This is a genomic window from Streptomyces sp. NPDC107550 (genome assembly GCF_055639095.1).
This window is the reverse complement of record NZ_JBVKBC010000002.1, coordinates 198,734-221,247: the sequence shown is the minus strand read 5'-3', so window position 1 is coordinate 221,247 and position 22,514 is coordinate 198,734. Positions and strand designations below refer to the sequence as shown.

The following is a 22,514-nucleotide window of genomic DNA, read 5'->3' as shown; positions in this document are numbered from 1 at the left end:
GGCGGTTCCTTTCGGTTGCCGGAGCGGGTGCTCCGGAGGTCTAGGGGGTGACGGTTCCGCGCCGGCGCTGGGTGTCGGCGAGGTCGTACACGGTCAGCCCGCTGTCGGTGCGCACCACACGCAACCCCTTCTCGGGCCCCTCCCCGCTGGTGTCGTCGTCGTTGTCGTCGGCGCGCTGACCTGCACCGACGACACCTTCGAGAGGGGGCAGCCTGGGAGGGGGCCAGGCCAGCCCGGCGGACGTCGAACGCCCCTGCATGCGGACGTCCTTGACGGGCCAGCCCGCCTTGGCCGCTGCTGCCCGCACGTCATCGGTGGTAGTGCGGAGGTACTCCGCGAGCGGCCGGAGCTGGGCGTGCGGCGTGCCGATGTCGCGCACCGCGGCGACCAGCGCGACGGGCGAGACCGGCGGCCACTCGGCAGCGGCCGGCCCGGTCGGCGCGGCGTGCTCGTCGGCGGGGGGCGCCTCGTCGGCGGGGGGCTGCGCGGGCGCCCCGTCGGGCCCGCCGCGGCGGTACGCGGCGACGACCCAGGCGAGCGCCGCGCCCCACATCAGCCACGGCGCGCTCCCGCCGACGAGGACGCGGGACAGGCCGAGGGCGAGCGCGGTGATCACCTTGCGCAGGAGCCAGGCGGCGCCGATGAGGACGGCCAGGCGCAGCCACCACGCCGCGCCGGACACTTCGGCCAGCCACTGCCGGCAGCGGTTCCACACGCGTGCGCCTGCGCCGAGCGCGCGGCGGGCGAGGTGGGTGGACAGGCGGCTGGAGCCGGTGGACAGGCGCTGTCCCGCGCTGCGGATCCACTGCATGGTGGACGGGGGCCGGTTCATGCGATCTTCCCCTTGGCGATGCCGTCGAGGGCCCAGGCGCCGAGCCCGTTGGCGCCTTCGATGACCTGCTGTGCGATGAGTGCGGCCGTGCCGGTGGAGACGCAGAGCAGGCAGCCGATGAGGACGCCCTTCCACCACTTCCCGCGGACGGCCTTGCCGATGGACTTCCGCAGGAGCCACAGGGCGACGACGATGGCGGTGATGACGACGGCGCCGTAGCTGTCGATGCGCGGGGTGGCGGCGGTGCCGAGGGTCTGTGAGGGGGTGCCGGTGAGCCACTTCATGGCGAGGTCGCCCACGCTGTTGCCGCCCCAGCGCAGGAACCCGGCGAGGGTGCCCAGGAGTCCGGCGGGGCAGGCGATCATCAGGATGCCGCAGATCAGGCCGAAGCCGAGCGGGATCAGCGCCTTGGGGTCCTTCGAGCCGGCCCCGGCATCGGGGCCTTTGCCTTTGGCGCCGCCTGCTCCGCCCTTGTGCCAGCGCCACAGTTCCGCGCCGAGCAGGGCCAGGCCGAGGGCGAATCCGGCCGTGCTGATGGTCGCGGTCGTGTACTGGCCGGCGGCCACGTTGACGGTGTTCATGCGGGCTTCACTCCGGTGAGGGCGTAGATGAGCGTGGTGAGCGGGAGGGTGAGGGCGGCGCCGAGGACGGCTGCCCACAGCAGGAGTCGGGCGCGGGCGGCGCGCCACTTCGGTGCCCAGAGGTCGGGGTCGGCGCCTGCCGCTTCGGCGCGGCGGGCGTTGTCGAGGAACGCCAGGACGACGAGGGGGACGAGGGCCATGACCCAGGCGCCCGCGAGGCTCTCCTCGTCGCGGACGTGGGCGAGGAGAGCGCCCCATGGTCCGGCCAGCGTCATGGAGAGCGTGGCGAGGGCGATGTTGTAGCCCCAGCGGATCCGCTGCCACCAGCGCGGGGCCGGTTCCGGATCCGGGACGGCGAGCCATCCGCCCTGGTCGATGGTCACGGTGACGTGGACGTCGACCGGTACGGGCGGGGGTGGTCCGGACAGTCCGGGCCCGGTCCGCCACCAGTCCGGATCGGCGTCCGGGAAGGTCGGCGGCGCCGGGGGACGCGGAGGCGGGGGTGGTGCGGGCGCGGGCAGGGGGCGGGCAGCCGGGATGATGCGGGTGGGGGTGATCGGCTGGCGGTCGGTCACCGTGCACCTGCGCAGGCGAACGCGGTGACCACGGCCAGCGCCCATGCGGTACCGACGAGGACCCGTCCGTCGTCGTACGCCTTGACCGCGACGGCGGCGGAGAGTGCGGCGACGAGGTAGCCGAGCGGCGGCACGGCGAGCATGGCCAGGGCGAGCAGGCCGGGCAGGGACAGGGTGACGGCGGTGCCTGCTGCGGCGGCGGGGAGCCAGCCGTGGTGGCGCAGGTGCCAGGCGGTGGCGATGCCGGGGGAGAGGCCGGCGAGGCAGACGGCGAGCAGCAGCATGGTGGCGGCTTTCGGTCAGAAGGTGAGGGCCTGCGCGAGCTGGTGCAGGCAGGCGAGGAGGAAGCAGCTGCCGGCGGTGAGGAGCGCGACGGCGCGGGCGGTGATGAGGAGCCAGTGCGGCTGGCGGTCGGTGAGGGAGACCAGCGCGAGGGCGGCGGCGAGGCCGACCGTGGCGAAGCAGATGAGGGCGAGCACGAGGCCGCCGGCGGCGGTCATGGGCTGGTCCTTTCGGCGAGGGCGTCGCGTACCTGCTCGGCGCGCGACTGGCCGATGCGGAGCCCTGCTTTGAGGGCGCGGATGGTTGCGGGCCGCCCGTTGTGCGCGGCCCTGTACTCGGTGTCGAGTTGGCGGGCGCGGGTGAGGAGTTCGTCGGGTACGCCGTTGTCGGGGAGGCGGGCGTGTACCTCGTGGCGGGTACGGTCTGCGGCGAGTACGGGCGTGGGGGCGGCCATGGGGTTGGGGCCTGGCGCGGTGGGGGCGAGGTCGAGGGTGAGGCTGCGCGTGTGCTCGATCTCCGGCTCCGGGCTCGGCGCGGGTACGGGCTCGGCCTGTACTCGTGCAGGTGGGGCGAGGGTGCGCAGCGCGATGCGTACCTGGGTCTCGGTGACGGGTACGCCGTACTCGGTGCACAGGGAGGCGAGCGCGGCGGGCGTCGAGTCCGGGTGCGCGGCGTGCACCTGGAGGACCGCGTCGAGCGGGTCTAGGCGCCGGAGTTCGGCGCTCGCTACCCCGGCCGGGGTACGCGGGTAGGGGGCTTCGAGTACGGGTGTACTCGCCCACGGGGACGGCAGGGGTACGGTGCGCAGCTCGTCCGAGGTACGCCGTGCGGCGAGTTCGAGGAGGAGCCGGTGGCGCTGCGCGCCGTCGGTGCCGACGCACGCGCGGGCGACAGCGGCAGCGAGACGGGCTCGCCCCCACGGGCGCAGGGTGCGGCGGGAGGCGAGGCGTACGGCGCGCGCCATGGCCCGGTCGCGGCTGATCTGCTCGGCGGTGCGGTCCCGGGTGGCGAGCCCGAGGTAGGACAGCAGGCGCTCGCGCAGCTCCCGGCCGACCATGGGCAGCAGCCCGGAGGACAGGGCGGCGGGGCGGGCGACGCGGATCTCCAGGCCCATGGCGAGGTGCCAGAGCATGCCGGCCATGACGGGGCCGATGGTGGCGCGGACGGTGCCGCCGATGGGCCCGGACTCGGCGTAGCAGGGGATGACGAGGACGGCGGTGATGAGCCACATGAGGACGCCGGGTACTCCGCCGCTGCCTGCCGTCGATGCGCTGCTGGTGGCGCGCTTGTGGGCGCGGGCCATGATCCCGCAGGCGAGGAGGGCGAGTTCGGCGGCGGCGAACATGACGGCGCGTTCGGTGGTGTCGGCCATGCCGAGCCGGTGCTCGGCGAACCGCCAGCTGGTGTCGCCGGAGTAGGCGGTGCAGACGAGGGCGCCGGTGGCGGCGACGAGGACGGCTGCGGGCGGGAACCGTACGGCGCGCAGGGCGCCGGCGGTGTGCCAGAGGGCGATGCCGAGGAGGGTGAGGGTGGTGAGGGCGACGGCCGCGAGGACGGCGGTCGGCCAGGGGTTGGCGACCGCCCACGGGGTGAGCTGGCCTACGTTCACGCGTGCTGCTCCAGGGGTGGAGGCCGGGCCCGGTGTGGGGGTGGTGGCCGGGCCCGGCCGGTCAAGGGGAGGGTCAGTCCCAGGTGGTGAGGCGGTCCCGGCCGCGGCGCTCGGCGGCGCGGTCGCGGTCCTCCCAGTCCTGCCCGCGCGCGGCGGCGCCCGGGACGTGCCGGCGGTGGCCTTCGCGGCGCTTGCGGGCGGCTTCCTCGGTGGCGGACTCGCGCCCGTTGTAGCGGCTGGACGCGGTCCCGGTGTCAGAGCGACGGCTGAACAGACCCATCAGTTCCTCCTCGCCTTCGCGTCGCGCTGCTCGCTCGCGTGCCGGTCGGCGGTGCCCGCCTCGTAGTCGCGGCGGCAGGCGGCCACGGTCGCGGGCTCGTCGAGGATCGGGTGGGGCCGCGGCGGGGGCGGCTTCTGCTCGCTCATGCGACCAGCTCCCGGGCGGGGATGCACCGCATGATCGGCAGGTCGATGCCGCCGGCCTCGGCATCCCAGTCGGTGACGACGTGGACGTCGCCGACGTGGGGGACGGGCACGGTGAGGGTGATCTCGGTGGCGGGCCAGGTGATCTCGCCGTCGCCGTTGGGGGTGCTGCGGGTGACGAGCTGGGTGGTGATGGTGCCGCCGGCGCGGACGTAGATGGCGTTGAGGGAGTGCTGGTCCCAGACGGTGATGTAGTGCAGCGTCTCGCCGAGGTGCTCGTAGGGCTGCCATGACTGCGACAGGCCGAGGGCGCGGATGACGAGTGTGCGGATGGTGTCCGTGGGGGTGGTCTGGTCGGTAGCGTGGTCCATGGACCTGCTCCTTCTCGCGTTGTGGGTGGGTCCGCCCCCCGGCCCATATGGCGTCCTACCGCCGGGCCGGGGGCTTCTTGTTGGTGCAGTGCCAGAGTGACAGGGACCTCTTTACAACGTCAAGAGGTTCGGGAAGGATGTTGCCGTGCCCAAGAACCCTGGAGCAGAGGGGAGCCCGCGCTTGATGACCACCACCGAGATCGCGGCGGAGCACGGGGTCAGCCGACAGACGGTGCATACGCACCGGAAGAACGGCGTCTTCCCTCAGCCTGTCGGGGGTGAGGGCAGCACGCGGCCCCGGTTCCGGGCCGACGAGGTGGCCGCGTTCTTCGCGGCGAACCCGCCGAGTCCGGGCAAGCGCACGGACCTCGCCCAATCAGACGAAGGAGCGGCCATGCCGCCGACGGACATCAACACCATCAGTCGAGCCGAACTGATCGACGCCGCTGCGGCCTTGCTGCTCGCGGCAATCACCATGCGCGACCTGGCGAGCGCCATGCCGCCGACCGCGTTCGCGTCGATGCCGAACGACATTCGCGGCCGGATCGTGCGGCACTCGTATCAGGGCGCATTCGACGCGCTGCCTGCGGACATCCGGGCGGAGGCGCAGGCCCTCGTGGACGCCGACCCGGACGTCGTCGCGGCGCGGAGTCTGTGATGGATGATCTCCTGCGGTGGCTCTGCGCCCAGCTCGACCAGGAGGAGCAGCAGGCGTTCATGGCCGGGAACACGCTCGGTGGTGAACTGATGTTGCGTTGGATGGCGGCCGGTTCCGGGGTGGCGGTCGACGGCATGCGGGCGCCGTTGAACGAGCCGCTGGTGGTGACCAACCGCTTCATGCAGGACATGCCTGGGTACGACGTCGAGCGCGCGCGGGCTCTGCATATTGCGAGTCATGATCCGGACCGGGTGATGGGCGAGGTCGCCGCCAAGCGCCGCTTGCTTGCGCGGGGCGGCCCGTTCTGCACCGCCAACTGTGGCGCCCTCGATGACGGATCCAAGGCCCCCGCCGCGGCTTGGACGTCGCTCCTGTTGCATGAGGCCGGCTGCGCCGTCTACGAGGCGGCGAAGGTGCTCGCCGAGCCCTACGAGAAGCAGCCCGGGTACCGCGAGGAGTGGCGGCCGTAGCCGTACGCAGGAGAGCGCCCGACCGGATCTGGTCGGGCGCTCTCCTGTGTACGGCTACACGGCTGACCTGCGCCTTTGAGCCTCGACCCGTGCGAGGCACACATTGCACAGCGGCGACGAGGGGCGGCCGTCGATGGCGTTGCCGTACTTCTGGGCCATGTTCTCGCAGCGGGCGGTCGCGCAGGGGCCGGCGCCGCCGAGGGGCGGGATGTACGTGACCTCGTCGGGTGGGGCGGGCGTGCTCACCGGAGGGTGCCTCCTGTTCGATTGACGCTCGAAATGGTACGCCTCGCGAAGTCGGATACCCGGCGATCTAGACTCGAACACGTGAACGAACCATCGACCGGCCCTCAGAGGTCACCGCACCTCGACTGGCTGCGCTTCCTTGAGCGGGTCCAGGTGCGGGACCTCGCGCGCACCCGCCGGTGGATCGACGACGAGCAGCGCCGCATCGCCGAGCAAGCGCGCGGCGCTGCGGCCCGGCCACCGGCTCCGGAGTGGCTGATCGAGCGGGGCCTCCAAGGTCGCCACAGCGTGTACGTCCACGTCGGCGGCTGCCACATGGCGGGCAAGCGGGCGCGCCGGGCGGAGCGGGACGAGGCGCGGCGAGCGCTCGCGGACGGCACGGACGCCTGCCCGCATTGCCGCCCCGACACCGCGCTCGGGGTGCTGGACTGACCAGGCGGGCGCACTCTGGAGGTATGGCGTACGCGGCCCCGGTCATCGTGCACCCGCCGCTCGGGACGGGCGGCCGGCGGGTCACCGCGCGCGGGCAGATCCTCGGTCTCGCTCACAGCGACCGCGACGTGGTCGAGTTCCTGCGCCGGGCTGGTCTTGAGGACGCGGAGGTGTTGCTCGACGACCCGGCCTGGGTGACGTGGCGGGGCGGGCGCGCGCACCACTACGAAGCCGCGTGAGCAGCGGTGCTTCAACCAGGAGGTGGGTAATGGGCCTCGACACTGATGGCGCCGAAGAGTGGTTGAAGCGTCAGGTCGAAGAGTGGTCGGAGCGTCAGCAGGAACGGCTCCGAGACGCCTACGAGCAGATGCTGAGCGACATGGCCCAGGAGTTCGCCGGTCGCCCCGTTGAGGAGATCAGGCCGGAACTCGCCCGCCGCTGGTGGGAGGTGAATGAGGGACGACTCTCGCAAGAGAAGCTCGATATCTATGCGGAGCAGATCCATCTCGGCAACGACATCGAGTTTCCAGGGGGCGGTTGAGCGGGCCGGATTCACTCGCAAGATGGCACCCTTCCCGCGAGGTTCGCGAGCAGGTAGCGCGCCAGCTCGGCGTCCGGATCGCGCCCATCGCGTACGTCGGCGAGCAGCGAGATCAGCTCGTGCGCCTCGTTGAGGGTGAGCGCGGCGAGCAGTACGGCCAGCGGGTCTTCGGCGGTGGTGTCGTCGTCGGGGTCCACGGGTCGGTAACGCGACCGCCACGGCGCGAGTCACGCCGGCGAACCGCGCGTGAGGATGGAGGTGCCGGATGAGCTGGGGAGATGTTCCTGCATGGGTTGCGCTTGGGGTCTCGATAGTCGCGGCCGTGGTGACCATCATGGCCCGCGGCGATGGGAAGCGCAGCGCTGATGCGGCAGAGGAGTCGGCGAAGCATGCTGGGCGGGCGTCGGATGCTGCCGTGCGATCAGCAGAAGCAGAGGAGGCTGCCCTTGCAGAGCAGCGCCGGGTAGCGGAGGAGAAGCGCCAGGCAGAAGCGGAGGCTGCCCGCCCACGTGTCCGGCTGATCATCGAGCACGTGGAAGGAATGGCGTACCGAGTGCGGAACACTGGCGACGCGGCTGCGGAAGGCGTGACGCTCGAACCAGTCGAGAACTTCGTGACGGAGATACCGGAGAGCTTCGACCTGCGGCCGAACGAAAGTAAAGAGATCATCATGTCCAAGACGGACGAGATGCCCCTGCCCGGGGAACTCAGAGCCACGTGGGCCGGGCAGGCCGCGCCGGTGTCGATCCGGGTCCCGGGATGACGATTGGGGTCTATGGCCCGCGGCTGCGGACCATAGACCCCAGAAAGTCGTATCTCCGGGGGAGATCCTTCGGGCTATGCGGCGGCGAGCCCGCTCTCCGTCCAGACCCGTCCGCACCCTTCGCAGTGCGCCACCGGGGCCCGGCCCTCGCCACCGTGCATGGTGATCTCCCCGCCACACGCGCACCGTTGGGCGATCACCCGCTGCTGCGCCGCGATGTCGAGGGCGCGCTCGACGCGCTCGGCGGCGCCGGCCGCCACCGTCCCGATCCGCTTCGCCTGGACGGCGTCGATCGGCTGGCACGGGCCCGGCTGGTACTCGACCCGCGCGCACAGCCACAGGGCGGCACGCACGGCGTCCCGGCGGCCGGTGTGCCGCCAGCGTCGCGGGTCCGTGAGGTCTGCGCGGGCGAGGACGGCCTGGCGCTGCCGGTCGGCGTGTGCGATGTCGGCTTCGCGCTGGCTCGCGTAGGTCGCGCGGCGGGCGCTGGGCATGGCCATCGGCGCGCGCTGGACCTGCCGGGCGATGTCGTCCGCGCACGCGGTGAGTGCGGCCTCGACGACGCGCATCGTGTCGAGGATGTGGAGGCGGACCGGGGTGGGCCGGTCGCCGAGCTGGAGCGGGTCGCGCTCCAGGGAGCGGAGGTGGGCGGCCTGGTGGCGCTCGTATTCGAGCTGCTCGGCGTCGGCGGCGTCGAGGCGGGCGAGGTAGTCGCGGAGGCCGAGGCCGAAGGCGCCGAGTTGGGTGGGGGCGCCGGCGGCTTCGCGGAGGTCGTTCCAGTGGAGGGCGATGGTGCGGAGGTGCTGGGCGGTGGTGTTCATCGTGGCGCTCCTGGTGCTGGTGGGGCGGTACGGTGTTGCCACCGGTGGGGGCGTGCCTGGTCTGGGGAGATCGTGGGCGCGCCCCTTCGTCGTGTGCGGGGCTAGAGGAAGTCGATCTCTGCGCTGGCCCACGTGATGCCGTAGGCGTGGTGGCCGATGGCGATCGTGAAGCCGATGGTGATGCGGCTGAACTGGTTCTCGTACCGGTTCCACATGGCGCGTGGCCTGCCGGACAGGTCGTCGGCGATGCGGTAGCGGGTGAACTTCGGCCGGTGGTACTTGGGGCGGTGCTTGATCTCGCGGCCGAGGCCGTCGAAGTTCTGTCCGGTCATCGGTTCCTCCTCGTCGGGCCGCCGTGGCGGCGGATGTCGCGGATTGCGTCGGCAACGTGCTGCGGATCGGCTTGGGAACGGACCTCGACGCGCACGCCGGCACCGCGCTGGCGGGCGAGGGCGGCGATGTGCTCGTACTTCTCCTCGGTGGTGTGGCCGTCCCACTGCGCGCGAGGGTCGTCGGCCTCGACGTGCTCGACGGCCTCGAACAGATCGGCGTCGCGGGGCGCGATGTGCCAACTCGCCTGTCGGCCGCCGATGGTGAGGTAGGCGATCTGCCAGCCGGGCTCGTCGATGTCGGGCGCGGGCGCGATGACGGCGCCGGGTGTCATGGCGGCGAGGAGCGCGACGAGGTGAGCGCGCTCGCGGTACGCCTTGTCGCGCTCGATGGTGAGGCGCTCGACGTCCTCCTCGGCGCTCTGATGGAGGCTGCGCATGAACTTGCCGTGCGGGACGACGACGCCGAGTACGGCGGTGACGATCTCGGCGAGGATCGCTTCGTGTTCGTCTGTGCGGTTGTGCTCCGGGTACTCGGTGGGGATGGGACCGAGGGCTGTGCGCAGTTGGGCCTGGAGTGCGCGCGCAGTGGCCGCAGGCTGCTCGCCGATGCCGAGCCGCTGGCCGAGCTGGGCCAGGGCCCGGCCGGTGGCCGCGAACTCCTCGACGAGCGGATCCGACGCCGGCGGATCGGGTTCCTCGTTGAGGGCGGCCTGGATGCGGTCGACCGCGTCACGGCGGCCCGCGAGGGCGTAGGTGTTCAGGCCCTGCACCTGGCCGTTGAGGTTGTGGCACTCGGCGCGGACGCTGCGCAGCGTGGCCTCGGCGTCTTCGGCGCGCGCGTACAGGGCGTCGAGTTGGTCGCTGTTCATCTCGTCCAGCGGGATGCGCTCCGTCATGCGGCGTTGCTCCTCGTGGTGTGGGTGGTGCAGGTCAGGTCGTGGACGGCGCCCCGGGACACGAACGCGTCGACGCAGCAGGCGTTGTCGAGGGCGGGGCCGTGGCAGTCGGTTCCGTGGGCGCGGCCGGCGGAGTGCTGGGCGAGGCGGCAGCACGGCGTGAACGCCGCCTCCTCCTGGCGGGTGGCGGCGCGGGCGCGTTCGTGGCGGGCGAGGAGACGCCGGTGGTGGGCGTACTCGCGGGACGCGCACCAGGCGAGGAACACGGCGACGTACGCGGTGGCAGCGCCGATCCACCAGGCGGCGCTGATGGTGAGGTAGAGGGTGGTGATCGCGGCGGCCGTCGCGGCGAGGGTGAGGCAGCGGGCGGTGCGCAGGGTGGTCACGAGGGGTCTCCGTTCAGGGCGCGAGCGACGGTCAGGGCGTGGGGGCTGGCGCCGATCTCGCGGGCGTCGACGGCCGCAGCGTCGAGCCAGTCGGCGAGGGCGAGGCCGAGAGCGGGGCCCACGGCGGCGATGTACTCGACGTGCTGGGCGTGCATACGGGCCGGGCGCTGGAGGGAGCCGCCGTGTACGAGGTTGGGCCAGCTGACGGTGCGGCCGTCGTCGAGGGTGTGGTGGTCGCCCCTGAGGGTGAGCTGGCGGGTGTCGGTGCTGAGGGCCGCGTGCCAGTGGGCGGTGGGGAGGCCGTCGGGGTCGGTGCTCGCGGTGGTGGCCAGGTCCCGCAGGCGGGAGGCTGCGGCGTGGAGTTCGTCAGCGGGGGTCATCGGGCTCCGTTCGGGGCGGGGGCCGCCGCCCGGTGTGGGGCGGCGGCGCGGGGGTTCAGGACGGCTGGCGGGAGACGCGGAGGCGGGGCCGGCGCCCGGCGCGGGTCTCGGCGGTGACGGTGTATCCGGCGGCGCGGAGCGCGGTCGCGTACTCGTCGAGGTGAGGTGTCTCGTCGGGGCCGTCGTGCCAGAGGCGGACGGTGGTGGGGCTGGCCTGGGTGGCGCGGTGTCCGGGCCGCCAGGTGGGGCCGGTGGTGGCGTCGGGGTGTTGGCGGGCGGTGAGGGTGCGGGCGATCTCTGCGGCGGTGATGCGGAAGTGCATGAGGCTCCAGTGGTGTTGGAGGGTGCGGCCTGCCCACTGGAGGGTGAGCAGGAGCGCGGAGGCGACCGGCCAGACGAGGAGGGCGACGCCGAGGGCGGGCATCAGGCCGCGTCCTCGGGCGCCTTGGGGCGGTGTCTGCGGGGTGGCAGGGCGCCGGTGATGGCGGTGGTGATGAGGACGACGACGAGGGCGATGAGCGCGCCCGCGATGGCGGACAGGGTGAGGGCGCGGATGATGAGGGTTTGGCCGGCGGCGGCGAGGTCGTGAACGATCACGGCTACGCCTCGTGCGCAATGGCGTGCACGCCCGGGTACAGGTCAGGCAGGGCGAGGCACGCATCGGCAACCAAGGCCATGACACGGGAGTCCTTGGGACAGCCTTCGTCCCAGTCGCGCATCAGGCCCTGGACGTAGCCCATGACAGCGGCGTCGTGGAAGAGGTGACGTTCACGCGGGGTCAGCTTGTCGAGGAATGCGGTTGCGGCAGCGTCACGTTGGGCCTGCCGATCTGCGAGGTGGTCGACCAGCCAGTCAGGGATTCCGTGGCTCACGCCTGCCTCCCGTTCTGCGGCCACGGGGCGAGTAGGTCTCGGCCGCAGTCCCGGTACGCGCAGATCCCGCCGTCCTCCAGGTCGTCGGCAGAGACCTCGTGGAAGTCGGCGTGCCTGCTCGCGGGCGCGGGCTTGTGGGCCAGGCAGTGCAGGACGCGGCCGTGGTCTTGCCGGTAGCCGACCAGTCCGGCAGCGGCGCGGGTGGTGATCTCGCGGTCGGGCGCTAGCTCAGTGGCCCCGCGCCAGGCGCGCGTTTCGGGCTCGGCCTGCTGCTCCCCGTCGTCCTCGTAGCCGATGCCGGGGCACCAGACGTGCGGCGTGTCGTTCCACGGGTGAGGGTCGTGGTAGTCGTCGTGGCCGCACGGCTGCGTGCCGCTGATCAACTCCCCAGCCAGGTCGGCGTCCGTCGGCTCGGCCCGCTGCTCCTCGGTGGGCGTGCGGCTGTCGATGTCGGCGATCCACGCGGCGCACACGGCGGCGGCCTGGACCAGCTCGGCGCGCAGCTTCGCCGGGTCGGACTCGGCGAGGGCCTCGTAGACCTCCTCCAGGAGGATGTGCCCCCACGTTCCGTCGCCCGCGTCGAAGGCGTCCTGGCAGCGCTGGCGCCAGAAGTCGGCGTGCTGAGTGCTGCCCTCGTAGCCGGTGCCGTCGGGGTGGTGCTGCTCGCCGAACTTGGCGATCTGCCGCTGCCGTTCGGCGTCAACCTCCTCGGCGAAGTGGCGGATGCCGGGGGTGGTGAACAGGGTCGGGTACATCGAGCCTCCTGGGGCTGCTGTGGTGTGCTGGGCGGCCGTGCTCGTGGTCACGCGGCGGCGACGAGTTCGGGGCCGCTGTCCTGCGGGGAGTGCAGTGCGGCGCGGAGGCGTGAGCCGATCCAGGTGCCGACCTGCGGGGAGACGGCGTTGCCAAAGCCGTCGACCTGGTCGCGCGCGGTGCCCCAGACCTTGAAGGTCCCCGTGTGCTCGCGGAAGTTGACGTCGAAGCCGCAGCCGCGGCCGATCTCGTGGGCGGCCATCATTCGGTAGAAGCACTCCTCGAACGGCACCTGCGCCAAGGCGGGCCCCCAATTCGCGGTGAGGAGCGCCGTGGTGTCGTGGGCGGTGAGGGTGCCGAGCGGATCGGTGACCGGGTGCGGCGCGGTCCCGTGACCGCGGGTGGTGCCGTTCTGCTTGAACCAGCCGGCCGCGGTGAGCAGCGCGGGAATCTGCTCGGCGGTGAATGTCGGCATCGGCTCCGGGTGCACCGTGGGCACGGTGTGCTTCCGGTACGGGATGACCCCCGAGGAGACGACGGCGAGCGTCTCGGAACCCACCTGCGTGGGCAGCGGCTCACCCGGGCTGCGGGGCGCGCCCTGGAAGTTGTCGACGGCGAGCGCGAGCGCCGACTCGCCCCACAGGCCCAGCCCCGTCGACAGGAGCGGCGCCTCCTGCTGGCTGGTCTGCGTGGCCAGCGGCTGGAGCAGCAGCCGCTCCGAGCCGTGCACGCCCTTCGCCGGCATGAGGATCGCGGGGAAGTCGGCGAACTTCTGGCGGCAGCGTTCGATGCGGGCGGTGGTCGAGGCGGCGAACGGGCCGCGGTGTCCGTCCTTGAACTCCTTGATCGGCCGGTCGCCGATGCGGGTGCCGAGGTCGGTGAGGTCGAGTGCCGCGAGCGACGGGGTGGCCGGCGGCTCGACGCGGGTGCGGCAGGACGGGCACCGGTACTCGTACTGCTCACCGTAGGCGACCTTCCCGGTCGGCGGGATGCCGGTGCGCCACGTCCAGACGGCTTCGACGTCCTTGTCGCAGCGGTGGCAGCGGGCGGCGGGGCGGTGCTCCAGGTCGGGCATGGGCAGCGACTTGTGGACGAACACCCAGTAGCCGCGGTTGCGGGACTGCGGCACCCCGAAGAACTGGCTGTTGAGGAACCGCACCTTGTGGTTGTAGTCGAGCAGGTCGAACTGCTTGAGCCACCACCGGTAGGTGCTGCCGTCGCCGACCTTCTTGCTGCCCGGGAGGAGCGGCCCCCACGACTGGAGTTCGGTCGTGCACTCGACGAGGATCATGCGCGGCCGGTGGGTCTGCGCGTAGTGCAGCACGCAGTTCGCGGTCGCGCGGTCCCGCTCCGAGCGGGTGACCCGCTCCTCGTAGTCGGGGTCGTCCATGCCGAACAGGGTCAGGCCGTGGGCGTAGGCCCGCTTGGTGTTGGCGAAGGAGTGGTTGACGCAGCTCACGCCGGCGACGAGGAGGTCGGCAGCGGGAAGGTCGCGGGCGGAGTGGTAGTCGGCGGCGTCGGGGTCGACGAGGTCGGCGATCCAGTGTTCGGCCTCGGGGTGGTTCGCCTCGTGGACCTCGACCTTGTAGGCGTTGTGGTTGGCGGCCATGATCGTGGTGAATCCGGCGCGCTTGATGCCCTCGGTGAGGCCGCCGAACCCGGAGAACAGGTCGACGGCGACGGGGTCGTCGTGGCGCCACCGGCGCCGCTTGGTGGCCGGGCGGTGCGTGGCGGTGCGTGCCCGCTGCTTCGTGGACGCGACAGACATCAGGCGGTGCCCTTCTGGGTGATGGTCATGGTGATCTCCGTTGTATCGGCGTTGGGTTGGGTGGGGTTGCGCGCGTGGGGTCGGGCTATCCGGATGCGCGCGGTCAGGCGGCGTTCTGGTGGACCTGTTGCAGCGGATGTGTGGGGCCGAGGTTGTCGAGGGCGGTCTCCAGCTCGTGGGCCATCTGGCGCCACTCGTGTGCTTGTGGGCTCCCGGGTCGGAGTCCTGCGGCGACGTGGAGGGCTTCGATGAGGCGGTCGGTGGTGGGGATGTCGGGAAGTTCGATGCGGATCACTGGGCGTCTCCCGTCGGGCGAGCTGTCGCGCTGAGGGCTGCGACGGCCATGTCGAAGAGGGCACGGATCCCGTCTGCGAGGGCGCTCGCGGCTTCCTCGGTGTCGGGCGTGACCAGGGCGTGGAAGAGGTCTTGTGCCATGCCGCGGTCGTGGTTGGCCCATGAGGCGGTGAACTGCGCCGCGAAGCGGATGCCGGGCGGGAGGCGGTCGATGCTGCGGCGCTGGCCGGTCTTGGCGTCGATGACGAGGAGGCCGAAGGTGCTGTTGGCCGGGAGGGGTGTGCTGTTGCTGCGGATGGTGGTTTCGGCGAGGGCCGCGCAGAGTCCGAGGGCGGTGGTGGGCCCGCCGAGGATGAAGGGTTCGAACAGGGCGACGGCCTTCTCGGGGTGGCCGGTGATGCCGTGGGCGAGCGCGGCCATGATTGTCTGTGCGGGGTCGTCTTGCGGGGTGGTGGGGATTTCGTGGTTCACGCGGTGGCCTCGCTCTTGGTGTCGGTCCGGGCGGCGTCGGTGCGGGCTTGGTGTGGTGTGGTGCGGCGGTGGCCGCGGGGGGTCTTGCAGGGCTGTCGGGCGGGGGCGCGGCATCCGTCCTTGGGACAGGGGATGCGGAGTTCGGGCGGGGTGGCGGCGTAGCCGATGGACTCGCGGAAGCCGTCGGGCATGTACGGCTCGTCGTCGGCCGGCAGTGCACCGACGCCGTCAAGGGCGCGGGCGACGCTGGGGTGGGGGCCGCCGCTGAGCGCGGTGACGGGGACGGGTTGCTCGCGGCCGTCGGCGATCGCGGTGAGCTGGGCGCGACGGCGCCGGACGAACTCGCTGCCGGTCTCCGGTTCGGCGGGCGCGGCGTAGGCCGGGATGGTGGTGCCGAGGCGTTCCTCGCGGATGCGGGTGCGCCAGGTGCGGACGTGGTGGGGTTCGATCCACCGTCGGCCGGTCTCACCGGGGGCGGCCGGGGCGCTGTAGTAGCGGGCGACGGCTTCGAAGGTGTCGTCGTCGGCGGGGAGGTCGCGGAGGGCGGCGGCCCATGCCTGCTTGCCCATCTCGGAGGGCTGGCGGTTGTCGAAGGCGGCGCAGGCGGCGAGGAGTCGGGCGGCTTCGTCTGGTGTCACTGGTCGTCTCCTGAGGCGAGTGAGAGCCATCCGGCTACGCGGTCGTCGGTGGTGGAGCGGCGCGGCGGGGTGGGGGTCTGACCGCCGCCGTCGAGGGGGACGAGGAAGGCGCCTTGCTGGGGGGCGGTGCGGCGTTCGGCGACGCGTTTGGCGTCGTCGCGGATCCACTTCTGCCAGGCGTCGGGCCAGCTCTTGCGGGTGGCTCCGGTGGCTCGGTAGTGGCTGACGAACTGCGCGGTGGAGTGGTCGACGTCGGTGCCGGGGTAGGTGGCGTGGGCCCACCGCCGCATGGCGTCGGTGACGGCGAACTCGGCGTCGTCGATGGGCGCGGAATCGGCGCCGGCCGTCCTACTACCTGTAGAAGGCCCCCCGGGATCAACCCCGTTATAAGGACGGGACGGGTCGGGTCGGGTCGGGGCAGCGTCTCCGGTACCGTCGCGCGACGCGTCTTGTGACGCGTCTGTAGACGCGTCTACATCGTGGCGGTTGTCGGGCGGAGTGGGGTCGGGCTGCTGCTGGTTCTTTCGCTCCCGCCATCGCTTCTGACGTGCAGTCTTCGCGGCTCGGTCGGCCTTGGCCTGCTCGGCGGTCGGGTTGTACTCGTGGTAATCGTGGATCTTCCAACCGACGTTCTCGATGACTTCAAACAGGCCCGCTTCCACGAGCTGTTTCGCTCGCGTTCGTGACGACTTCACGTCGCTTACGAGCCGCAGTTCGTGCGTCTTGATGACTCCGTCGGTGAGATTCTCGGCCGACCAGCAGATCGCGGAGACGTACAAGCGGAACGCTCCGTCGGTCAGAAGGCGGACCTTCCTGTTCGAGGGGAACCGGTCGTCGAATCGTGCCCAAGGCATCTGCGTCGCTTCTTTCGGTCGTACTGGTCGAGGCTCGGCCGGGGCCGCGGTGGTGCGGCCCCGGGACGGGGGTGGTTCAGGAGAGATCGGGGATGCAGAGCCAGCCCGGCAGTTCGAGGTCGGGCGTCTCGCTGAGGCCGAGTGCGTGGACGGCGTGGGCGAGCTGGGCATCCCAGATAGCGCGCTGCTCGTCGGTGGCGTCGCTCCCGCGTCCGTACGAGCCGAGCGGCACCTCGTCGCACTTGGTGACGAGGAAGACCATGTCGCGGTCGTAGTCGCCCGCGGTGAGGTAGCCGACGTCCGGGCAGCGGTCCTTGACCTTCTGGAGTTCGGAGTCGATGCGCTCGCTCTCCTGCCAGGCGGGGCCGTCGACAGGGATGTGGAGCCCGTACGCGAAGTACGCGGACTGGTAGTAGCCCATCAGGCGGCCGTCTTCCTGCTGCGCCCGCCGCGCTCGCGGAGCTGCACGTCGGCCTCCAGGAGGAGGGCGCGGGTGCTGCCGTACGAGCGGCCGATGCGGGCAGCGACGGAGCGGATGGTGCAGCCCGCGAGGTACAGCTCCTTGGCCTGGTCCATGGCGTCGTTGCGGGCGTCGCCGCGGAGGCGGGCGCCGGGCTTGTGGGTCATCTCAGGGTTCCGTTCTGGTAGGCGTCGGCTGCTTCGGCGGCCTGTTGGGCGAGCGCCTCTTCGGCGCAGGTCTTGTGTGCGGGTTTGCGTTTGGAGTCGCGGAGTTGGGTGGGCTTGTCGCAGTAGCGGCAGGGCTTCGGGGTCCAGGACCAGTGCATGGAGTCGCGCCAGTCGAGGAGCGAGCCCGGGGGCGGCTCCGGCGGTGCGCGGCGTGAGCGGCGGGGGGTCACGCGGCGGCCGTCACGGGCGGCTTGGACTCCCGCGCTTGTTCGCGGCGGGCCCGTGCGCGCCGCTTGTAGAGCCGCTGGCGTTGCGCCGGGGTGAGGCCGCCGCGGATGCCCCAGCGGGCGTGCCGGCCGACGTTGCCCTCCTCGTCGAGGGCGGCGGTGAGGCAGGCGGAGGCGACGGGGCAGGCGGCGCAGATGGCGCGGGCGGCGTTGATCTCGGCCGGCTTGTTGTCGGGGAACATGAGGTCGGGGTCGATCTCGGCGCACGCGGCCCGGTCGCGCCAGGTGCTGGCGGTGGGGGTGTCGGGTGCGGCGTTGGTGAAGGGGGTTCGGCGGATCATCGGGCCACCGCCGGGAGGTTCTCGGGCCACGTCACGCCGTCGAGGGCGCGGCGGTGAGTGTCGGGCACGACGGCGAGGGGGTAGCCGAGCCAGTGCAGGCCCATCGCGGCGAGGATCGTGGCGTCGGCCTGGTCGTACCGTCCGCGTCCCTCGCACGGCACGCCGTACCGCGCGACGACGGCGTCGCGGACCATGCCCTTGCACACGCGGTGACGCTGTGTCTTGGGGTAGTCCTTCGCCGGGTTGGCGGCGCCGCAGGCGTAGATGATGCGGTGCTGCGGCGGGCAGATCGCGTAGGGGATGCGGCGCTTCCACAGGTCGTGGGTGACCAGGCCGCGCAGGTAGGTCATCTCTTCGACGCCGGGCCGGTAGCTGAGGGCCATGGCGGGGCCTTCGATGACGACGAGGCTGGTCTCGTCGGGGATGCGTTCGCGGACGGAGCGGCGGTGGAATTCGAGGCGGTTGTGTCCGGTGCGGTCGGCGGGGGTGAGGGCGTGGGCGGTGGTGCCGTTGCTGATGCCGGAGGAGGTGAGGGAGAGGTCGAGGCCGTAGACGGTGGGGAGTTCGAGGGGGCGGGGCCCGGCCGCCGGGGTGGCGGCCGGTGCCTCGGTGTCGAACAGGGTCGGTGCGGTCATGCGGTGTCACCTGCGTTCGGGGGCGTGCAGTGCCAGCAGGCGCGGGCGCCGGTGCTGGTCGTGCGCTGGATCGTGCGGCGCCCGCAAGGCGCGCAGTGGGCGTAGTCGTTGGGCTCGATGTCGCCCGCCTTGATCTGCCGGTCCAGCTCGGCGTCGTCGAGGAGGCCGTGTGGGGCGGGCGGGATCGGGGTCACGGGCACGACGACGGCGGCCGGGTGGGTGCCGGCGCGGTGGCGGCCGGTGGGCTGGCGGCGGCGGATGAGGTCGAGGAGGGCGCTCACGGCTTCACCTCGCGGGGCTTGTCGTGCCGGGTCTGCTGCCACAGGCGGCCGTCAGCGACGCGCGAGTCGTTGAGGCCGAGCGCGTCGTCGAGTTGCTGCTGGAGCTGGTCGGCGCGGCGGGTCTCGGCGGCGAGTGCGGCCCGGTAGCGGGCGCAGCCGCGGAGCGCGCGGTCGACTCGGGCGAGCACGCTGTCGAGGTCGGCGTCGTGCTGGGCCTCGGCTGCGGTGAGCCGCTCGTTGCGCTCGGTCAGGTGGGTGTTGCGTCCGGCAACGCGGACGGCGGCCCCGCGAAGGGCGGCGGCGTCCGCGCGGGCGTCGTCGCGTTGCTCGACGAGCTGCTCGACGCGGGCCTGGAGGTCGCGGAGCTTACGGTTCTTGCGTCCGAACATCAGGCGTCACCGCCCGTGCGCTGCTGCGAGATGAGCGGCCACTCGGGGCGCACGCTGTCGGCCTGGTGCTCCTTGCCGGGCGTGCGTCGGAAGTAGTCCGCGAGCGAGGCGGCCTGCTCGGCCGCCCACTCGATCTGCCAGGCGTGCAGCTCGTCGAGGGAGGCGCCGCCGATCTGCGGGGTACGGCTGGCGATCTTCCACGCGACGCGGCACGCGGCGATGGCGTCGGCGTCCGCCGAGTGCGCGCCGTCGAGCCGGACCCGGTACGTGCGGCACAGGTCCGTCAGCGTGCGCCCGCCGCGCCGGAACTTGTCGACGGCCTTGTCGAGGACGCGCGGGTCGACGACGCGGAGGTCGCCGCCGACGATGTCGACGAGCGGCTGCACGCCGTGCCGTCGCGCCTCACGGTCGAGGAGGGTCAGGTCGAACACCGCGTTCATCGCCACGACCGGTGTCCCGGCGAGGACGACCTCGGCGAGCCCGGCCACGAGCTGCTCGACGACCTCGGCGGCTGGCCGCCCTTCGGCGCGGGCGCGTTCGGTGGTGATGCCGTGGACGCGCGCGGCCTCGTCGGGGATGTCGATGCCGGGGTCGGCGATCCAGGTGGCGGGGGCGGTGTCGGGTCCGCCGCCGCACTGGACGATGCAGGCGGTGACGATGCGGTCGGTCTCGACGTCGATGCCGGTGGTCTCCAGGTCGAAGCCGCACAGGCGGCCTGTGTGCCAGCTCATGAGCGGGCCCCCTTCAGCGAGGCGAGGAAGGTGCGGAGCCGGGTGGCGTTGGCGGTCCCGGGGTGCAGGCCGCCGTTGGCCTCGGCGAATCGCTGCTCGACCTGCTCGGTGGTGAGGCCGAGCGGTCCGGCGGCGGCGAGGATCTGGAACCAGATGCCTTCGACGTCGTCGTCCTCGACGAACTCGGCGTCGTGCACCTCGTCCTCGCCCAGCGCCGACGGGGCGTCGCCGTAGTCGGCGGGGTTGAGCTGCCGTTCAACGTCGTCGGGGTGCGGGCCGTCGTCCGGCTCCGCTCCGGCCGGCGCCTTCAACTCGGCGGCGCGAGCCGTCATCGTCGCGGCGAGCGCGTCGTCGAGGTGCCCGGCCTGGTTCGCCTTGGTCCACAGCGCCCCCACCTCAGCGGACGTCGTGGCCTCGGCGAGGAGCGCCGCGTAGTCCGGCCGCCCGCCCGTGATGGCGACGCGCTCGGGGCCCTTGGCGACGGCCGGGGCCCCGGTGACCTTGCCCTCCATGAGCGCGGCCGGGGTGATCTCCACGTCGAGGGTCGGCACCTTGAACCGGGCGGGCTTGTCCTTGACGATCGCCGTCTTCTCTTCCATGCCGAGCCACCCGGCGACGTACCCGCCGGCCTGCGCGAGCAGCTCGGCGGCGGGCGGCAGGGTGACGGCGGCGTGGTAGCCCTTGGAGACGAGGAGCCACTGGCCGAGCGCGGGCACGTCGCGGAGCATCACGTTGACGCGGGTGGTGATGGCGCAGTCCCGGTTGGCGGGGTCGCACATGCAGGGCCGGTCGGACTTCTGCTCGGTGACGCCGTCGCAGCGGCGCTTGCACTGGGATCCGGCGTACAGCTCGTACCACTGGGAGACGGCGTCGCGCGGCGGGACCAGGACGGGGAGCCGGTTGACGGTGGAGTACACCTCGAACTCGGACGGGCCGCCGTTCGCCGGGGTCCACGGCTTGACCTCGCCGCCGTACAGTTCGGCGACGCTGGCGAGGATCTCCCGCGAGGGGGAGGTGAAGCGGAACTTGTCGAGCTTCGCCGGGCGCGTGTACGCGTTGCCCTTGGCGGAGACGCCGGCCACGACGTGGCCGATGCGGATCTCGCCGAGCTGACGCATCCGCATTTGCAGGTCCAGGATGGGCATCAGGCGGCCCTCTCTTCGATGACGGCGGGCAGGGCGAGGGCAGGACGGATGACGGTCTTGGACAGACCGGACGTCCACTCGGCGTTGCGCTTGACGGTCAGGAACGCGTCGAACACGGCGTCGTCGGCGACGGCCGGGATGACGCGGTATCCCTCCGGCCGCAGGTGCAGCACGACGCCGCACCAGAACGTGGCGGGCATCGGCACCCGCGTGCCGTCGCGCAGCCACGCGACGGGCGCCTTGCGGTAGGCGGCCATCTGCAACGACGCCTCCGGGTAGACGCCCTTCACGTCGAGTTCGCCGCCGGTCTTCGTGTCGCCGCAGAACACGGCGTCGGCGGGCACGTCGGTGTTGAAGTACTCGGCGAGCGCGGCGGCGATGAGCGACGAGCGGAGCAGGTAGTCGAGGGTTCCGGCGTAGCCCTCGGCCTCGTTGCCGACGACCATCTCCGATGCCTCGAAGGTGACTTGCCAGTCCTCGACGAAGGTCAGGAAGTGGTCGAGGAACGGCGTCAGGTTCGGGTCGCTGAGCAGCTCGGCGGGCATCGGCTTGCCGAGGACGTGGGCCTCGATCAGCTCGTGGACCGCGGAGCCGACGTCCTTGCGCTCGTCCTTCTTGCGGGTGTGCGCGCGGGCCAGCCAGTTGCGGGCCTCGGTGCGCTGCTCCGGGCGGAGGCTGCTGCCGACGAGGTAGGGCAGGTTGTCCATCGCCGTGTCGGCGGTGATGTTCCCGGCCCAGAAGGTGAGGGCGTCGCCCTTGGAGCAGCCCTGTTCGAGGATCGTGGTGACGCGGCGGAGTTTGAGGTCGGTGCCCTTGACGCGGTACCAGCCCTGGGAGGGGCGGGGGATGCGGTCGGCGCCGGTGGGTTCGGGGGCCTTGGCCTTGCGGCTTCGGCCGGCGGCCAGGGCGGTGTGCGCCCCGGCCTGCACGGTCGTCGTCATGAGTGGCCTCCGGTGCGGGCGTTGAAGGTGAAGTGGTGGCGGGTCGGTTGCTCGGTGTGCTCGGTGAGGAGGCCGTCGCGGTGGAGCTGGGCGAGGTCGCGGCGTGCGGTGGCGCGCCAGTCGGCGGCGCCGTACGTGGCGCGGTAGAGCGCTTCGGCGCGGCCGGTGGTCCACTCGCCCTGGTACTCGGTCACGGCGCGGCGGAGGCGGGTGAGGCGGGTAGGGGTGGGGATCCCGAGCGGGCCGGTGGGAGTGGCCGTCGCCGCCGGAGCGGTGGCCTTCTCCTCGGCGCCCGGGGTCGCCACGACCCCGGCGAGCTGGTGGATCTCCCAGTCGTCCGCGTCGTACGCGTAGGGCTCCCACTCCCCCTTGAAGTGGCGCCACCCCAGGGCGGTCAGTTCGCCGTTCTCCGGGTGGGTGGTGATGTGGTCGACGCGGAACTTCCAGTCGAGGGCCGGGTCCGTGTCGGCGTAGGTGTGGCCGGGCTGGAAGAAGCTGGCGCTCATGCGGCGGCACCGCCTTCGCGCTGCCCCGGCACCGGGCGCGGCGCCGCGATCTCCCGCGCGGCGGCGAGCAACTGCCCCACCCCGCCCGCGTACAGCGGCACCTTCCCGTCCGCCGCGTACCGCTCGATCATCCGGTTCAGCCGCTCGTCGTACTCGTGCCGAGCGTGCGAGTCCGCGCCGCCGTGCTGCGCCGCCACCGCCAGGCCGCGCATGTCGGCCAGCTCCTCACCGACGCCCTCGGGGTCGTCGGCAGCCGCGTCGAACAGGTCGAGGAACACGTTCCGCAAGAACGCGGTGACGTCGATCTCGGCGCCACCGGCGGTGGCCTTGATGGTGAGAGGGGTCGGGCCCTCGATGCGGTAGCTCATGAGTCGTCGCCCTTCGAAGTGGTCATGGGGAAGCCGCGGTCGACGGCCCAGCAGACGAGCAGGCAGCCGAGGCCG

Annotated in this window: 43 protein-coding genes; 6 read left to right on the top strand and 37 right to left on the bottom strand. The window is 72.3% G+C overall.

Features of this window, described 5'->3' with window-relative positions:
• Window positions 1–40: 40 nt before the first annotated feature.
• The 9 genes from ACZ7LY_RS03995 to ACZ7LY_RS03955 all read right to left on the bottom strand — a co-directional run bounded on the left by ACZ7LY_RS03995 (window position 41) and on the right by ACZ7LY_RS03955 (window position 4,673).
• Window positions 41–832, bottom strand: a complete 792-nt coding sequence (locus ACZ7LY_RS03995; protein WP_471622915.1) for a hypothetical protein — start codon at window positions 830–832, stop codon at window positions 41–43.
• A complete protein-coding gene (locus ACZ7LY_RS03990) occupies window positions 829–1,413 on the bottom strand; it encodes a hypothetical protein (RefSeq protein WP_471622914.1) in 585 nt (194 codons plus the stop codon). Before ACZ7LY_RS03990 ends, ACZ7LY_RS03995 begins: the two co-directional genes overlap by 4 nt.
• The gene (locus ACZ7LY_RS03985) at window positions 1,410–1,988 is read right to left on the bottom strand and encodes a hypothetical protein (RefSeq protein WP_471622913.1); all 579 of its coding nucleotides are present in this window, start codon (window positions 1,986–1,988) and stop codon (window positions 1,410–1,412) included. The genes ACZ7LY_RS03990 and ACZ7LY_RS03985 overlap by 4 nt, the downstream gene beginning before the upstream one ends.
• Window positions 1,985–2,272, bottom strand: coding sequence for a hypothetical protein (locus ACZ7LY_RS03980; protein ID WP_471622912.1), 288 nt, complete (start codon window positions 2,270–2,272; stop codon window positions 1,985–1,987). The genes ACZ7LY_RS03985 and ACZ7LY_RS03980 overlap by 4 nt, the downstream gene beginning before the upstream one ends.
• 15 nt (window positions 2,273–2,287) lie before the next feature.
• Window positions 2,288–2,488, bottom strand: a complete 201-nt coding sequence (locus tag ACZ7LY_RS03975; RefSeq protein ID WP_471622911.1) for a hypothetical protein — start codon at window positions 2,486–2,488, stop codon at window positions 2,288–2,290.
• On the bottom strand, window positions 2,485–3,879 hold the full coding sequence (locus ACZ7LY_RS03970; protein WP_471622910.1) for a hypothetical protein: 1,395 nt from the start codon (window positions 3,877–3,879) through the stop codon (window positions 2,485–2,487). The genes ACZ7LY_RS03975 and ACZ7LY_RS03970 overlap by 4 nt, the downstream gene beginning before the upstream one ends.
• A gap of 73 nt (window positions 3,880–3,952) precedes the next feature.
• The gene (locus ACZ7LY_RS03965; RefSeq protein ID WP_471622909.1) at window positions 3,953–4,159 is read right to left on the bottom strand and encodes a hypothetical protein; all 207 of its coding nucleotides are present in this window, start codon (window positions 4,157–4,159) and stop codon (window positions 3,953–3,955) included.
• Complete coding sequence (locus ACZ7LY_RS03960; protein WP_471622908.1) at window positions 4,159–4,305, bottom strand: hypothetical protein; 147 nt, start codon at window positions 4,303–4,305, stop codon at window positions 4,159–4,161. The genes ACZ7LY_RS03965 and ACZ7LY_RS03960 overlap by 1 nt, the downstream gene beginning before the upstream one ends.
• Window positions 4,302–4,673: a hypothetical protein gene (locus ACZ7LY_RS03955; protein ID WP_471622907.1), complete on the bottom strand. Its 372-nt coding sequence runs from the start codon at window positions 4,671–4,673 to the stop codon at window positions 4,302–4,304. Before ACZ7LY_RS03955 ends, ACZ7LY_RS03960 begins: the two co-directional genes overlap by 4 nt.
• Before the next feature lie 184 nt (window positions 4,674–4,857).
• On the opposite strand from ACZ7LY_RS03955, the gene ACZ7LY_RS03950 reads away from it, so the two are divergent.
• Both ACZ7LY_RS03950 and ACZ7LY_RS03945 read left to right on the top strand, forming a co-directional pair.
• Complete coding sequence (locus ACZ7LY_RS03950; RefSeq protein ID WP_471622906.1) at window positions 4,858–5,331, top strand: helix-turn-helix transcriptional regulator; 474 nt, start codon at window positions 4,858–4,860, stop codon at window positions 5,329–5,331.
• Window positions 5,331–5,801: a DUF6221 family protein gene (locus ACZ7LY_RS03945; protein WP_471622905.1), complete on the top strand. Its 471-nt coding sequence runs from the start codon at window positions 5,331–5,333 to the stop codon at window positions 5,799–5,801. Before ACZ7LY_RS03950 ends, ACZ7LY_RS03945 begins: the two co-directional genes overlap by 1 nt.
• 54 nt (window positions 5,802–5,855) lie before the next feature.
• On the opposite strand, the gene ACZ7LY_RS03940 is transcribed toward ACZ7LY_RS03945, so the two are convergent.
• Complete coding sequence (locus ACZ7LY_RS03940; protein ID WP_471622904.1) at window positions 5,856–6,047, bottom strand: hypothetical protein; 192 nt, start codon at window positions 6,045–6,047, stop codon at window positions 5,856–5,858.
• Between the two features lie 81 nt (window positions 6,048–6,128).
• On the opposite strand from ACZ7LY_RS03940, the gene ACZ7LY_RS03935 reads away from it, so the two are divergent.
• From ACZ7LY_RS03935 to ACZ7LY_RS03925, 3 genes are read left to right on the top strand one after another with little or no spacing between them, the layout of a single operon-like run.
• Window positions 6,129–6,479, top strand: a complete 351-nt coding sequence (locus ACZ7LY_RS03935) for a DUF6233 domain-containing protein (RefSeq protein ID WP_471622903.1) — start codon at window positions 6,129–6,131, stop codon at window positions 6,477–6,479.
• 23 nt (window positions 6,480–6,502) lie between these two features.
• Window positions 6,503–6,718, top strand: coding sequence for a hypothetical protein (locus ACZ7LY_RS03930; protein ID WP_471622902.1), 216 nt, complete (start codon window positions 6,503–6,505; stop codon window positions 6,716–6,718).
• A gap of 29 nt (window positions 6,719–6,747) precedes the next feature.
• The gene (locus ACZ7LY_RS03925) at window positions 6,748–7,020 is read left to right on the top strand and encodes a hypothetical protein (protein WP_471622901.1); all 273 of its coding nucleotides are present in this window, start codon (window positions 6,748–6,750) and stop codon (window positions 7,018–7,020) included.
• 11 nt (window positions 7,021–7,031) lie between these two features.
• On the opposite strand, the gene ACZ7LY_RS03920 is transcribed toward ACZ7LY_RS03925, so the two are convergent.
• Window positions 7,032–7,217, bottom strand: coding sequence for a hypothetical protein (locus ACZ7LY_RS03920; RefSeq protein WP_471622900.1), 186 nt, complete (start codon window positions 7,215–7,217; stop codon window positions 7,032–7,034).
• 125 nt (window positions 7,218–7,342) lie between these two features.
• Between ACZ7LY_RS03920 and ACZ7LY_RS03915 the strand changes: the two genes are divergently transcribed.
• Entirely contained in the window at window positions 7,343–7,783 is a 441-nt protein-coding gene (locus tag ACZ7LY_RS03915; RefSeq protein ID WP_471622899.1) for a hypothetical protein, read from the top strand.
• 74 nt (window positions 7,784–7,857) lie between these two features.
• On the opposite strand, the gene ACZ7LY_RS03910 is transcribed toward ACZ7LY_RS03915, so the two are convergent.
• The 26 genes from ACZ7LY_RS03910 to ACZ7LY_RS03785 all read right to left on the bottom strand — a co-directional run bounded on the left by ACZ7LY_RS03910 (window position 7,858) and on the right by ACZ7LY_RS03785 (window position 22,439).
• On the bottom strand, window positions 7,858–8,604 hold the full coding sequence (locus ACZ7LY_RS03910; RefSeq protein ID WP_471622898.1) for a hypothetical protein: 747 nt from the start codon (window positions 8,602–8,604) through the stop codon (window positions 7,858–7,860).
• 101 nt (window positions 8,605–8,705) lie between these two features.
• Window positions 8,706–8,936, bottom strand: a complete 231-nt coding sequence (locus tag ACZ7LY_RS03905) for a hypothetical protein (protein WP_471622897.1) — start codon at window positions 8,934–8,936, stop codon at window positions 8,706–8,708.
• Window positions 8,933–9,832: a hypothetical protein gene (locus tag ACZ7LY_RS03900; protein ID WP_471622896.1), complete on the bottom strand. Its 900-nt coding sequence runs from the start codon at window positions 9,830–9,832 to the stop codon at window positions 8,933–8,935. Before ACZ7LY_RS03900 ends, ACZ7LY_RS03905 begins: the two co-directional genes overlap by 4 nt.
• On the bottom strand, window positions 9,829–10,218 hold the full coding sequence (locus ACZ7LY_RS03895) for a hypothetical protein (protein ID WP_471622895.1): 390 nt from the start codon (window positions 10,216–10,218) through the stop codon (window positions 9,829–9,831). Before ACZ7LY_RS03895 ends, ACZ7LY_RS03900 begins: the two co-directional genes overlap by 4 nt.
• Window positions 10,215–10,598 carry a hypothetical protein gene (locus ACZ7LY_RS03890; protein ID WP_471622894.1) on the bottom strand — a complete coding sequence of 128 codons (384 nt, stop codon included), beginning with the start codon at window positions 10,596–10,598 and terminating at the stop codon, window positions 10,215–10,217. Before ACZ7LY_RS03890 ends, ACZ7LY_RS03895 begins: the two co-directional genes overlap by 4 nt.
• Before the next feature lie 55 nt (window positions 10,599–10,653).
• Window positions 10,654–11,022 carry a hypothetical protein gene (locus ACZ7LY_RS03885; RefSeq protein WP_471622893.1) on the bottom strand — a complete coding sequence of 123 codons (369 nt, stop codon included), beginning with the start codon at window positions 11,020–11,022 and terminating at the stop codon, window positions 10,654–10,656.
• On the bottom strand, window positions 11,022–11,195 hold the full coding sequence (locus ACZ7LY_RS03880) for a hypothetical protein (protein WP_471622892.1): 174 nt from the start codon (window positions 11,193–11,195) through the stop codon (window positions 11,022–11,024). Before ACZ7LY_RS03880 ends, ACZ7LY_RS03885 begins: the two co-directional genes overlap by 1 nt.
• A gap of 2 nt (window positions 11,196–11,197) precedes the next feature.
• Window positions 11,198–11,470 (bottom strand): hypothetical protein, encoded by a 273-nt coding sequence (locus ACZ7LY_RS03875; protein WP_471622891.1) that lies wholly within the window; start codon window positions 11,468–11,470, stop codon window positions 11,198–11,200.
• Entirely contained in the window at window positions 11,467–12,225 is a 759-nt protein-coding gene (locus ACZ7LY_RS03870) for a hypothetical protein (protein WP_471622890.1), read from the bottom strand. Before ACZ7LY_RS03870 ends, ACZ7LY_RS03875 begins: the two co-directional genes overlap by 4 nt.
• 47 nt (window positions 12,226–12,272) lie before the next feature.
• A complete protein-coding gene (locus tag ACZ7LY_RS03865; RefSeq protein WP_471622889.1) occupies window positions 12,273–13,991 on the bottom strand; it encodes a DNA cytosine methyltransferase in 1,719 nt (572 codons plus the stop codon).
• A gap of 103 nt (window positions 13,992–14,094) precedes the next feature.
• Window positions 14,095–14,286 (bottom strand): hypothetical protein, encoded by a 192-nt coding sequence (locus tag ACZ7LY_RS03860; RefSeq protein WP_471622888.1) that lies wholly within the window; start codon window positions 14,284–14,286, stop codon window positions 14,095–14,097.
• Window positions 14,283–14,756 (bottom strand): hypothetical protein, encoded by a 474-nt coding sequence (locus ACZ7LY_RS03855; protein WP_471622887.1) that lies wholly within the window; start codon window positions 14,754–14,756, stop codon window positions 14,283–14,285. The genes ACZ7LY_RS03860 and ACZ7LY_RS03855 overlap by 4 nt, the downstream gene beginning before the upstream one ends.
• Window positions 14,753–15,394: a zinc finger domain-containing protein gene (locus tag ACZ7LY_RS03850; protein ID WP_471622886.1), complete on the bottom strand. Its 642-nt coding sequence runs from the start codon at window positions 15,392–15,394 to the stop codon at window positions 14,753–14,755. The genes ACZ7LY_RS03855 and ACZ7LY_RS03850 overlap by 4 nt, the downstream gene beginning before the upstream one ends.
• Window positions 15,391–16,248: a hypothetical protein gene (locus tag ACZ7LY_RS03845; RefSeq protein ID WP_471622885.1), complete on the bottom strand. Its 858-nt coding sequence runs from the start codon at window positions 16,246–16,248 to the stop codon at window positions 15,391–15,393. Before ACZ7LY_RS03845 ends, ACZ7LY_RS03850 begins: the two co-directional genes overlap by 4 nt.
• 76 nt (window positions 16,249–16,324) lie before the next feature.
• Window positions 16,325–16,669: a hypothetical protein gene (locus ACZ7LY_RS03840; protein ID WP_471622884.1), complete on the bottom strand. Its 345-nt coding sequence runs from the start codon at window positions 16,667–16,669 to the stop codon at window positions 16,325–16,327.
• Entirely contained in the window at window positions 16,669–16,875 is a 207-nt protein-coding gene (locus tag ACZ7LY_RS03835) for a helix-turn-helix domain-containing protein (RefSeq protein WP_471622883.1), read from the bottom strand. The genes ACZ7LY_RS03840 and ACZ7LY_RS03835 overlap by 1 nt, the downstream gene beginning before the upstream one ends.
• A complete protein-coding gene (locus tag ACZ7LY_RS03830) occupies window positions 16,872–17,105 on the bottom strand; it encodes a hypothetical protein (protein WP_471622882.1) in 234 nt (77 codons plus the stop codon). The genes ACZ7LY_RS03835 and ACZ7LY_RS03830 overlap by 4 nt, the downstream gene beginning before the upstream one ends.
• The gene (locus tag ACZ7LY_RS03825; protein ID WP_471622881.1) at window positions 17,102–17,443 is read right to left on the bottom strand and encodes a WhiB family transcriptional regulator; all 342 of its coding nucleotides are present in this window, start codon (window positions 17,441–17,443) and stop codon (window positions 17,102–17,104) included. Before ACZ7LY_RS03825 ends, ACZ7LY_RS03830 begins: the two co-directional genes overlap by 4 nt.
• A complete protein-coding gene (locus ACZ7LY_RS03820; RefSeq protein ID WP_471622880.1) occupies window positions 17,440–18,078 on the bottom strand; it encodes a hypothetical protein in 639 nt (212 codons plus the stop codon). The genes ACZ7LY_RS03825 and ACZ7LY_RS03820 overlap by 4 nt, the downstream gene beginning before the upstream one ends.
• Complete coding sequence (locus tag ACZ7LY_RS03815; RefSeq protein WP_471622879.1) at window positions 18,075–18,359, bottom strand: hypothetical protein; 285 nt, start codon at window positions 18,357–18,359, stop codon at window positions 18,075–18,077. The genes ACZ7LY_RS03820 and ACZ7LY_RS03815 overlap by 4 nt, the downstream gene beginning before the upstream one ends.
• A complete protein-coding gene (locus tag ACZ7LY_RS03810; RefSeq protein WP_471622878.1) occupies window positions 18,356–18,748 on the bottom strand; it encodes a hypothetical protein in 393 nt (130 codons plus the stop codon). Before ACZ7LY_RS03810 ends, ACZ7LY_RS03815 begins: the two co-directional genes overlap by 4 nt.
• Complete coding sequence (locus tag ACZ7LY_RS03805) at window positions 18,748–19,479, bottom strand: exonuclease domain-containing protein (protein ID WP_471622877.1); 732 nt, start codon at window positions 19,477–19,479, stop codon at window positions 18,748–18,750. Before ACZ7LY_RS03805 ends, ACZ7LY_RS03810 begins: the two co-directional genes overlap by 1 nt.
• On the bottom strand, window positions 19,476–20,624 hold the full coding sequence (locus ACZ7LY_RS03800) for a recombination directionality factor (RefSeq protein WP_471622876.1): 1,149 nt from the start codon (window positions 20,622–20,624) through the stop codon (window positions 19,476–19,478). The genes ACZ7LY_RS03805 and ACZ7LY_RS03800 overlap by 4 nt, the downstream gene beginning before the upstream one ends.
• Window positions 20,624–21,565, bottom strand: coding sequence for a hypothetical protein (locus ACZ7LY_RS03795; RefSeq protein ID WP_471622875.1), 942 nt, complete (start codon window positions 21,563–21,565; stop codon window positions 20,624–20,626). The genes ACZ7LY_RS03800 and ACZ7LY_RS03795 overlap by 1 nt, the downstream gene beginning before the upstream one ends.
• On the bottom strand, window positions 21,562–22,071 hold the full coding sequence (locus tag ACZ7LY_RS03790) for a hypothetical protein (protein WP_471622874.1): 510 nt from the start codon (window positions 22,069–22,071) through the stop codon (window positions 21,562–21,564). The genes ACZ7LY_RS03795 and ACZ7LY_RS03790 overlap by 4 nt, the downstream gene beginning before the upstream one ends.
• Entirely contained in the window at window positions 22,068–22,439 is a 372-nt protein-coding gene (locus ACZ7LY_RS03785) for a hypothetical protein (RefSeq protein ID WP_471622873.1), read from the bottom strand. The genes ACZ7LY_RS03790 and ACZ7LY_RS03785 overlap by 4 nt, the downstream gene beginning before the upstream one ends.
• Window positions 22,440–22,514: the final 75 nt, after the last annotated feature.

Coding starts and splice junctions, on each gene's coding strand:
- ACZ7LY_RS03995 (WP_471622915.1), bottom strand. CDS start 832: ATGAACCGGCCCCCGTCCACCATGCAGTGGATCCGCAGCGCGGGACAG.
- ACZ7LY_RS03990 (WP_471622914.1), bottom strand. CDS start 1,413: ATGAACACCGTCAACGTGGCCGCCGGCCAGTACACGACCGCGACCATC.
- ACZ7LY_RS03980 (WP_471622912.1), bottom strand. CDS start 2,272: ATGCTGCTGCTCGCCGTCTGCCTCGCCGGCCTCTCCCCCGGCATCGCC.
- ACZ7LY_RS03975 (WP_471622911.1), bottom strand. CDS start 2,488: ATGACCGCCGCCGGCGGCCTCGTGCTCGCCCTCATCTGCTTCGCCACG.
- ACZ7LY_RS03965 (WP_471622909.1), bottom strand. CDS start 4,159: ATGGGTCTGTTCAGCCGTCGCTCTGACACCGGGACCGCGTCCAGCCGC.
- ACZ7LY_RS03960 (WP_471622908.1), bottom strand. CDS start 4,305: ATGAGCGAGCAGAAGCCGCCCCCGCCGCGGCCCCACCCGATCCTCGAC.
- ACZ7LY_RS03955 (WP_471622907.1), bottom strand. CDS start 4,673: ATGGACCACGCTACCGACCAGACCACCCCCACGGACACCATCCGCACA.
- ACZ7LY_RS03950 (WP_471622906.1), top strand. CDS start 4,858: ATGACCACCACCGAGATCGCGGCGGAGCACGGGGTCAGCCGACAGACG.
- ACZ7LY_RS03945 (WP_471622905.1), top strand. CDS start 5,331: ATGGATGATCTCCTGCGGTGGCTCTGCGCCCAGCTCGACCAGGAGGAG.
- ACZ7LY_RS03930 (WP_471622902.1), top strand. CDS start 6,503: ATGGCGTACGCGGCCCCGGTCATCGTGCACCCGCCGCTCGGGACGGGC.
- ACZ7LY_RS03925 (WP_471622901.1), top strand. CDS start 6,748: ATGGGCCTCGACACTGATGGCGCCGAAGAGTGGTTGAAGCGTCAGGTC.
- ACZ7LY_RS03910 (WP_471622898.1), bottom strand. CDS start 8,604: ATGAACACCACCGCCCAGCACCTCCGCACCATCGCCCTCCACTGGAAC.
- ACZ7LY_RS03905 (WP_471622897.1), bottom strand. CDS start 8,936: ATGACCGGACAGAACTTCGACGGCCTCGGCCGCGAGATCAAGCACCGC.
- ACZ7LY_RS03900 (WP_471622896.1), bottom strand. CDS start 9,832: ATGACGGAGCGCATCCCGCTGGACGAGATGAACAGCGACCAACTCGAC.
- ACZ7LY_RS03890 (WP_471622894.1), bottom strand. CDS start 10,598: ATGACCCCCGCTGACGAACTCCACGCCGCAGCCTCCCGCCTGCGGGAC.
- ACZ7LY_RS03885 (WP_471622893.1), bottom strand. CDS start 11,022: ATGCCCGCCCTCGGCGTCGCCCTCCTCGTCTGGCCGGTCGCCTCCGCG.
- ACZ7LY_RS03870 (WP_471622890.1), bottom strand. CDS start 12,225: ATGTACCCGACCCTGTTCACCACCCCCGGCATCCGCCACTTCGCCGAG.
- ACZ7LY_RS03865 (WP_471622889.1), bottom strand. CDS start 13,991: ATGTCTGTCGCGTCCACGAAGCAGCGGGCACGCACCGCCACGCACCGC.
- ACZ7LY_RS03845 (WP_471622885.1), bottom strand. CDS start 16,248: ATGCCTTGGGCACGATTCGACGACCGGTTCCCCTCGAACAGGAAGGTC.
- ACZ7LY_RS03840 (WP_471622884.1), bottom strand. CDS start 16,669: ATGGGCTACTACCAGTCCGCGTACTTCGCGTACGGGCTCCACATCCCT.
- ACZ7LY_RS03835 (WP_471622883.1), bottom strand. CDS start 16,875: ATGACCCACAAGCCCGGCGCCCGCCTCCGCGGCGACGCCCGCAACGAC.
- ACZ7LY_RS03825 (WP_471622881.1), bottom strand. CDS start 17,443: ATGATCCGCCGAACCCCCTTCACCAACGCCGCACCCGACACCCCCACC.
- ACZ7LY_RS03820 (WP_471622880.1), bottom strand. CDS start 18,078: ATGACCGCACCGACCCTGTTCGACACCGAGGCACCGGCCGCCACCCCG.
- ACZ7LY_RS03810 (WP_471622878.1), bottom strand. CDS start 18,748: ATGTTCGGACGCAAGAACCGTAAGCTCCGCGACCTCCAGGCCCGCGTC.
- ACZ7LY_RS03805 (WP_471622877.1), bottom strand. CDS start 19,479: ATGAGCTGGCACACAGGCCGCCTGTGCGGCTTCGACCTGGAGACCACC.
- ACZ7LY_RS03800 (WP_471622876.1), bottom strand. CDS start 20,624: ATGCCCATCCTGGACCTGCAAATGCGGATGCGTCAGCTCGGCGAGATC.
- ACZ7LY_RS03795 (WP_471622875.1), bottom strand. CDS start 21,565: ATGACGACGACCGTGCAGGCCGGGGCGCACACCGCCCTGGCCGCCGGC.
- ACZ7LY_RS03790 (WP_471622874.1), bottom strand. CDS start 22,071: ATGAGCGCCAGCTTCTTCCAGCCCGGCCACACCTACGCCGACACGGAC.
- ACZ7LY_RS03785 (WP_471622873.1), bottom strand. CDS start 22,439: ATGAGCTACCGCATCGAGGGCCCGACCCCTCTCACCATCAAGGCCACC.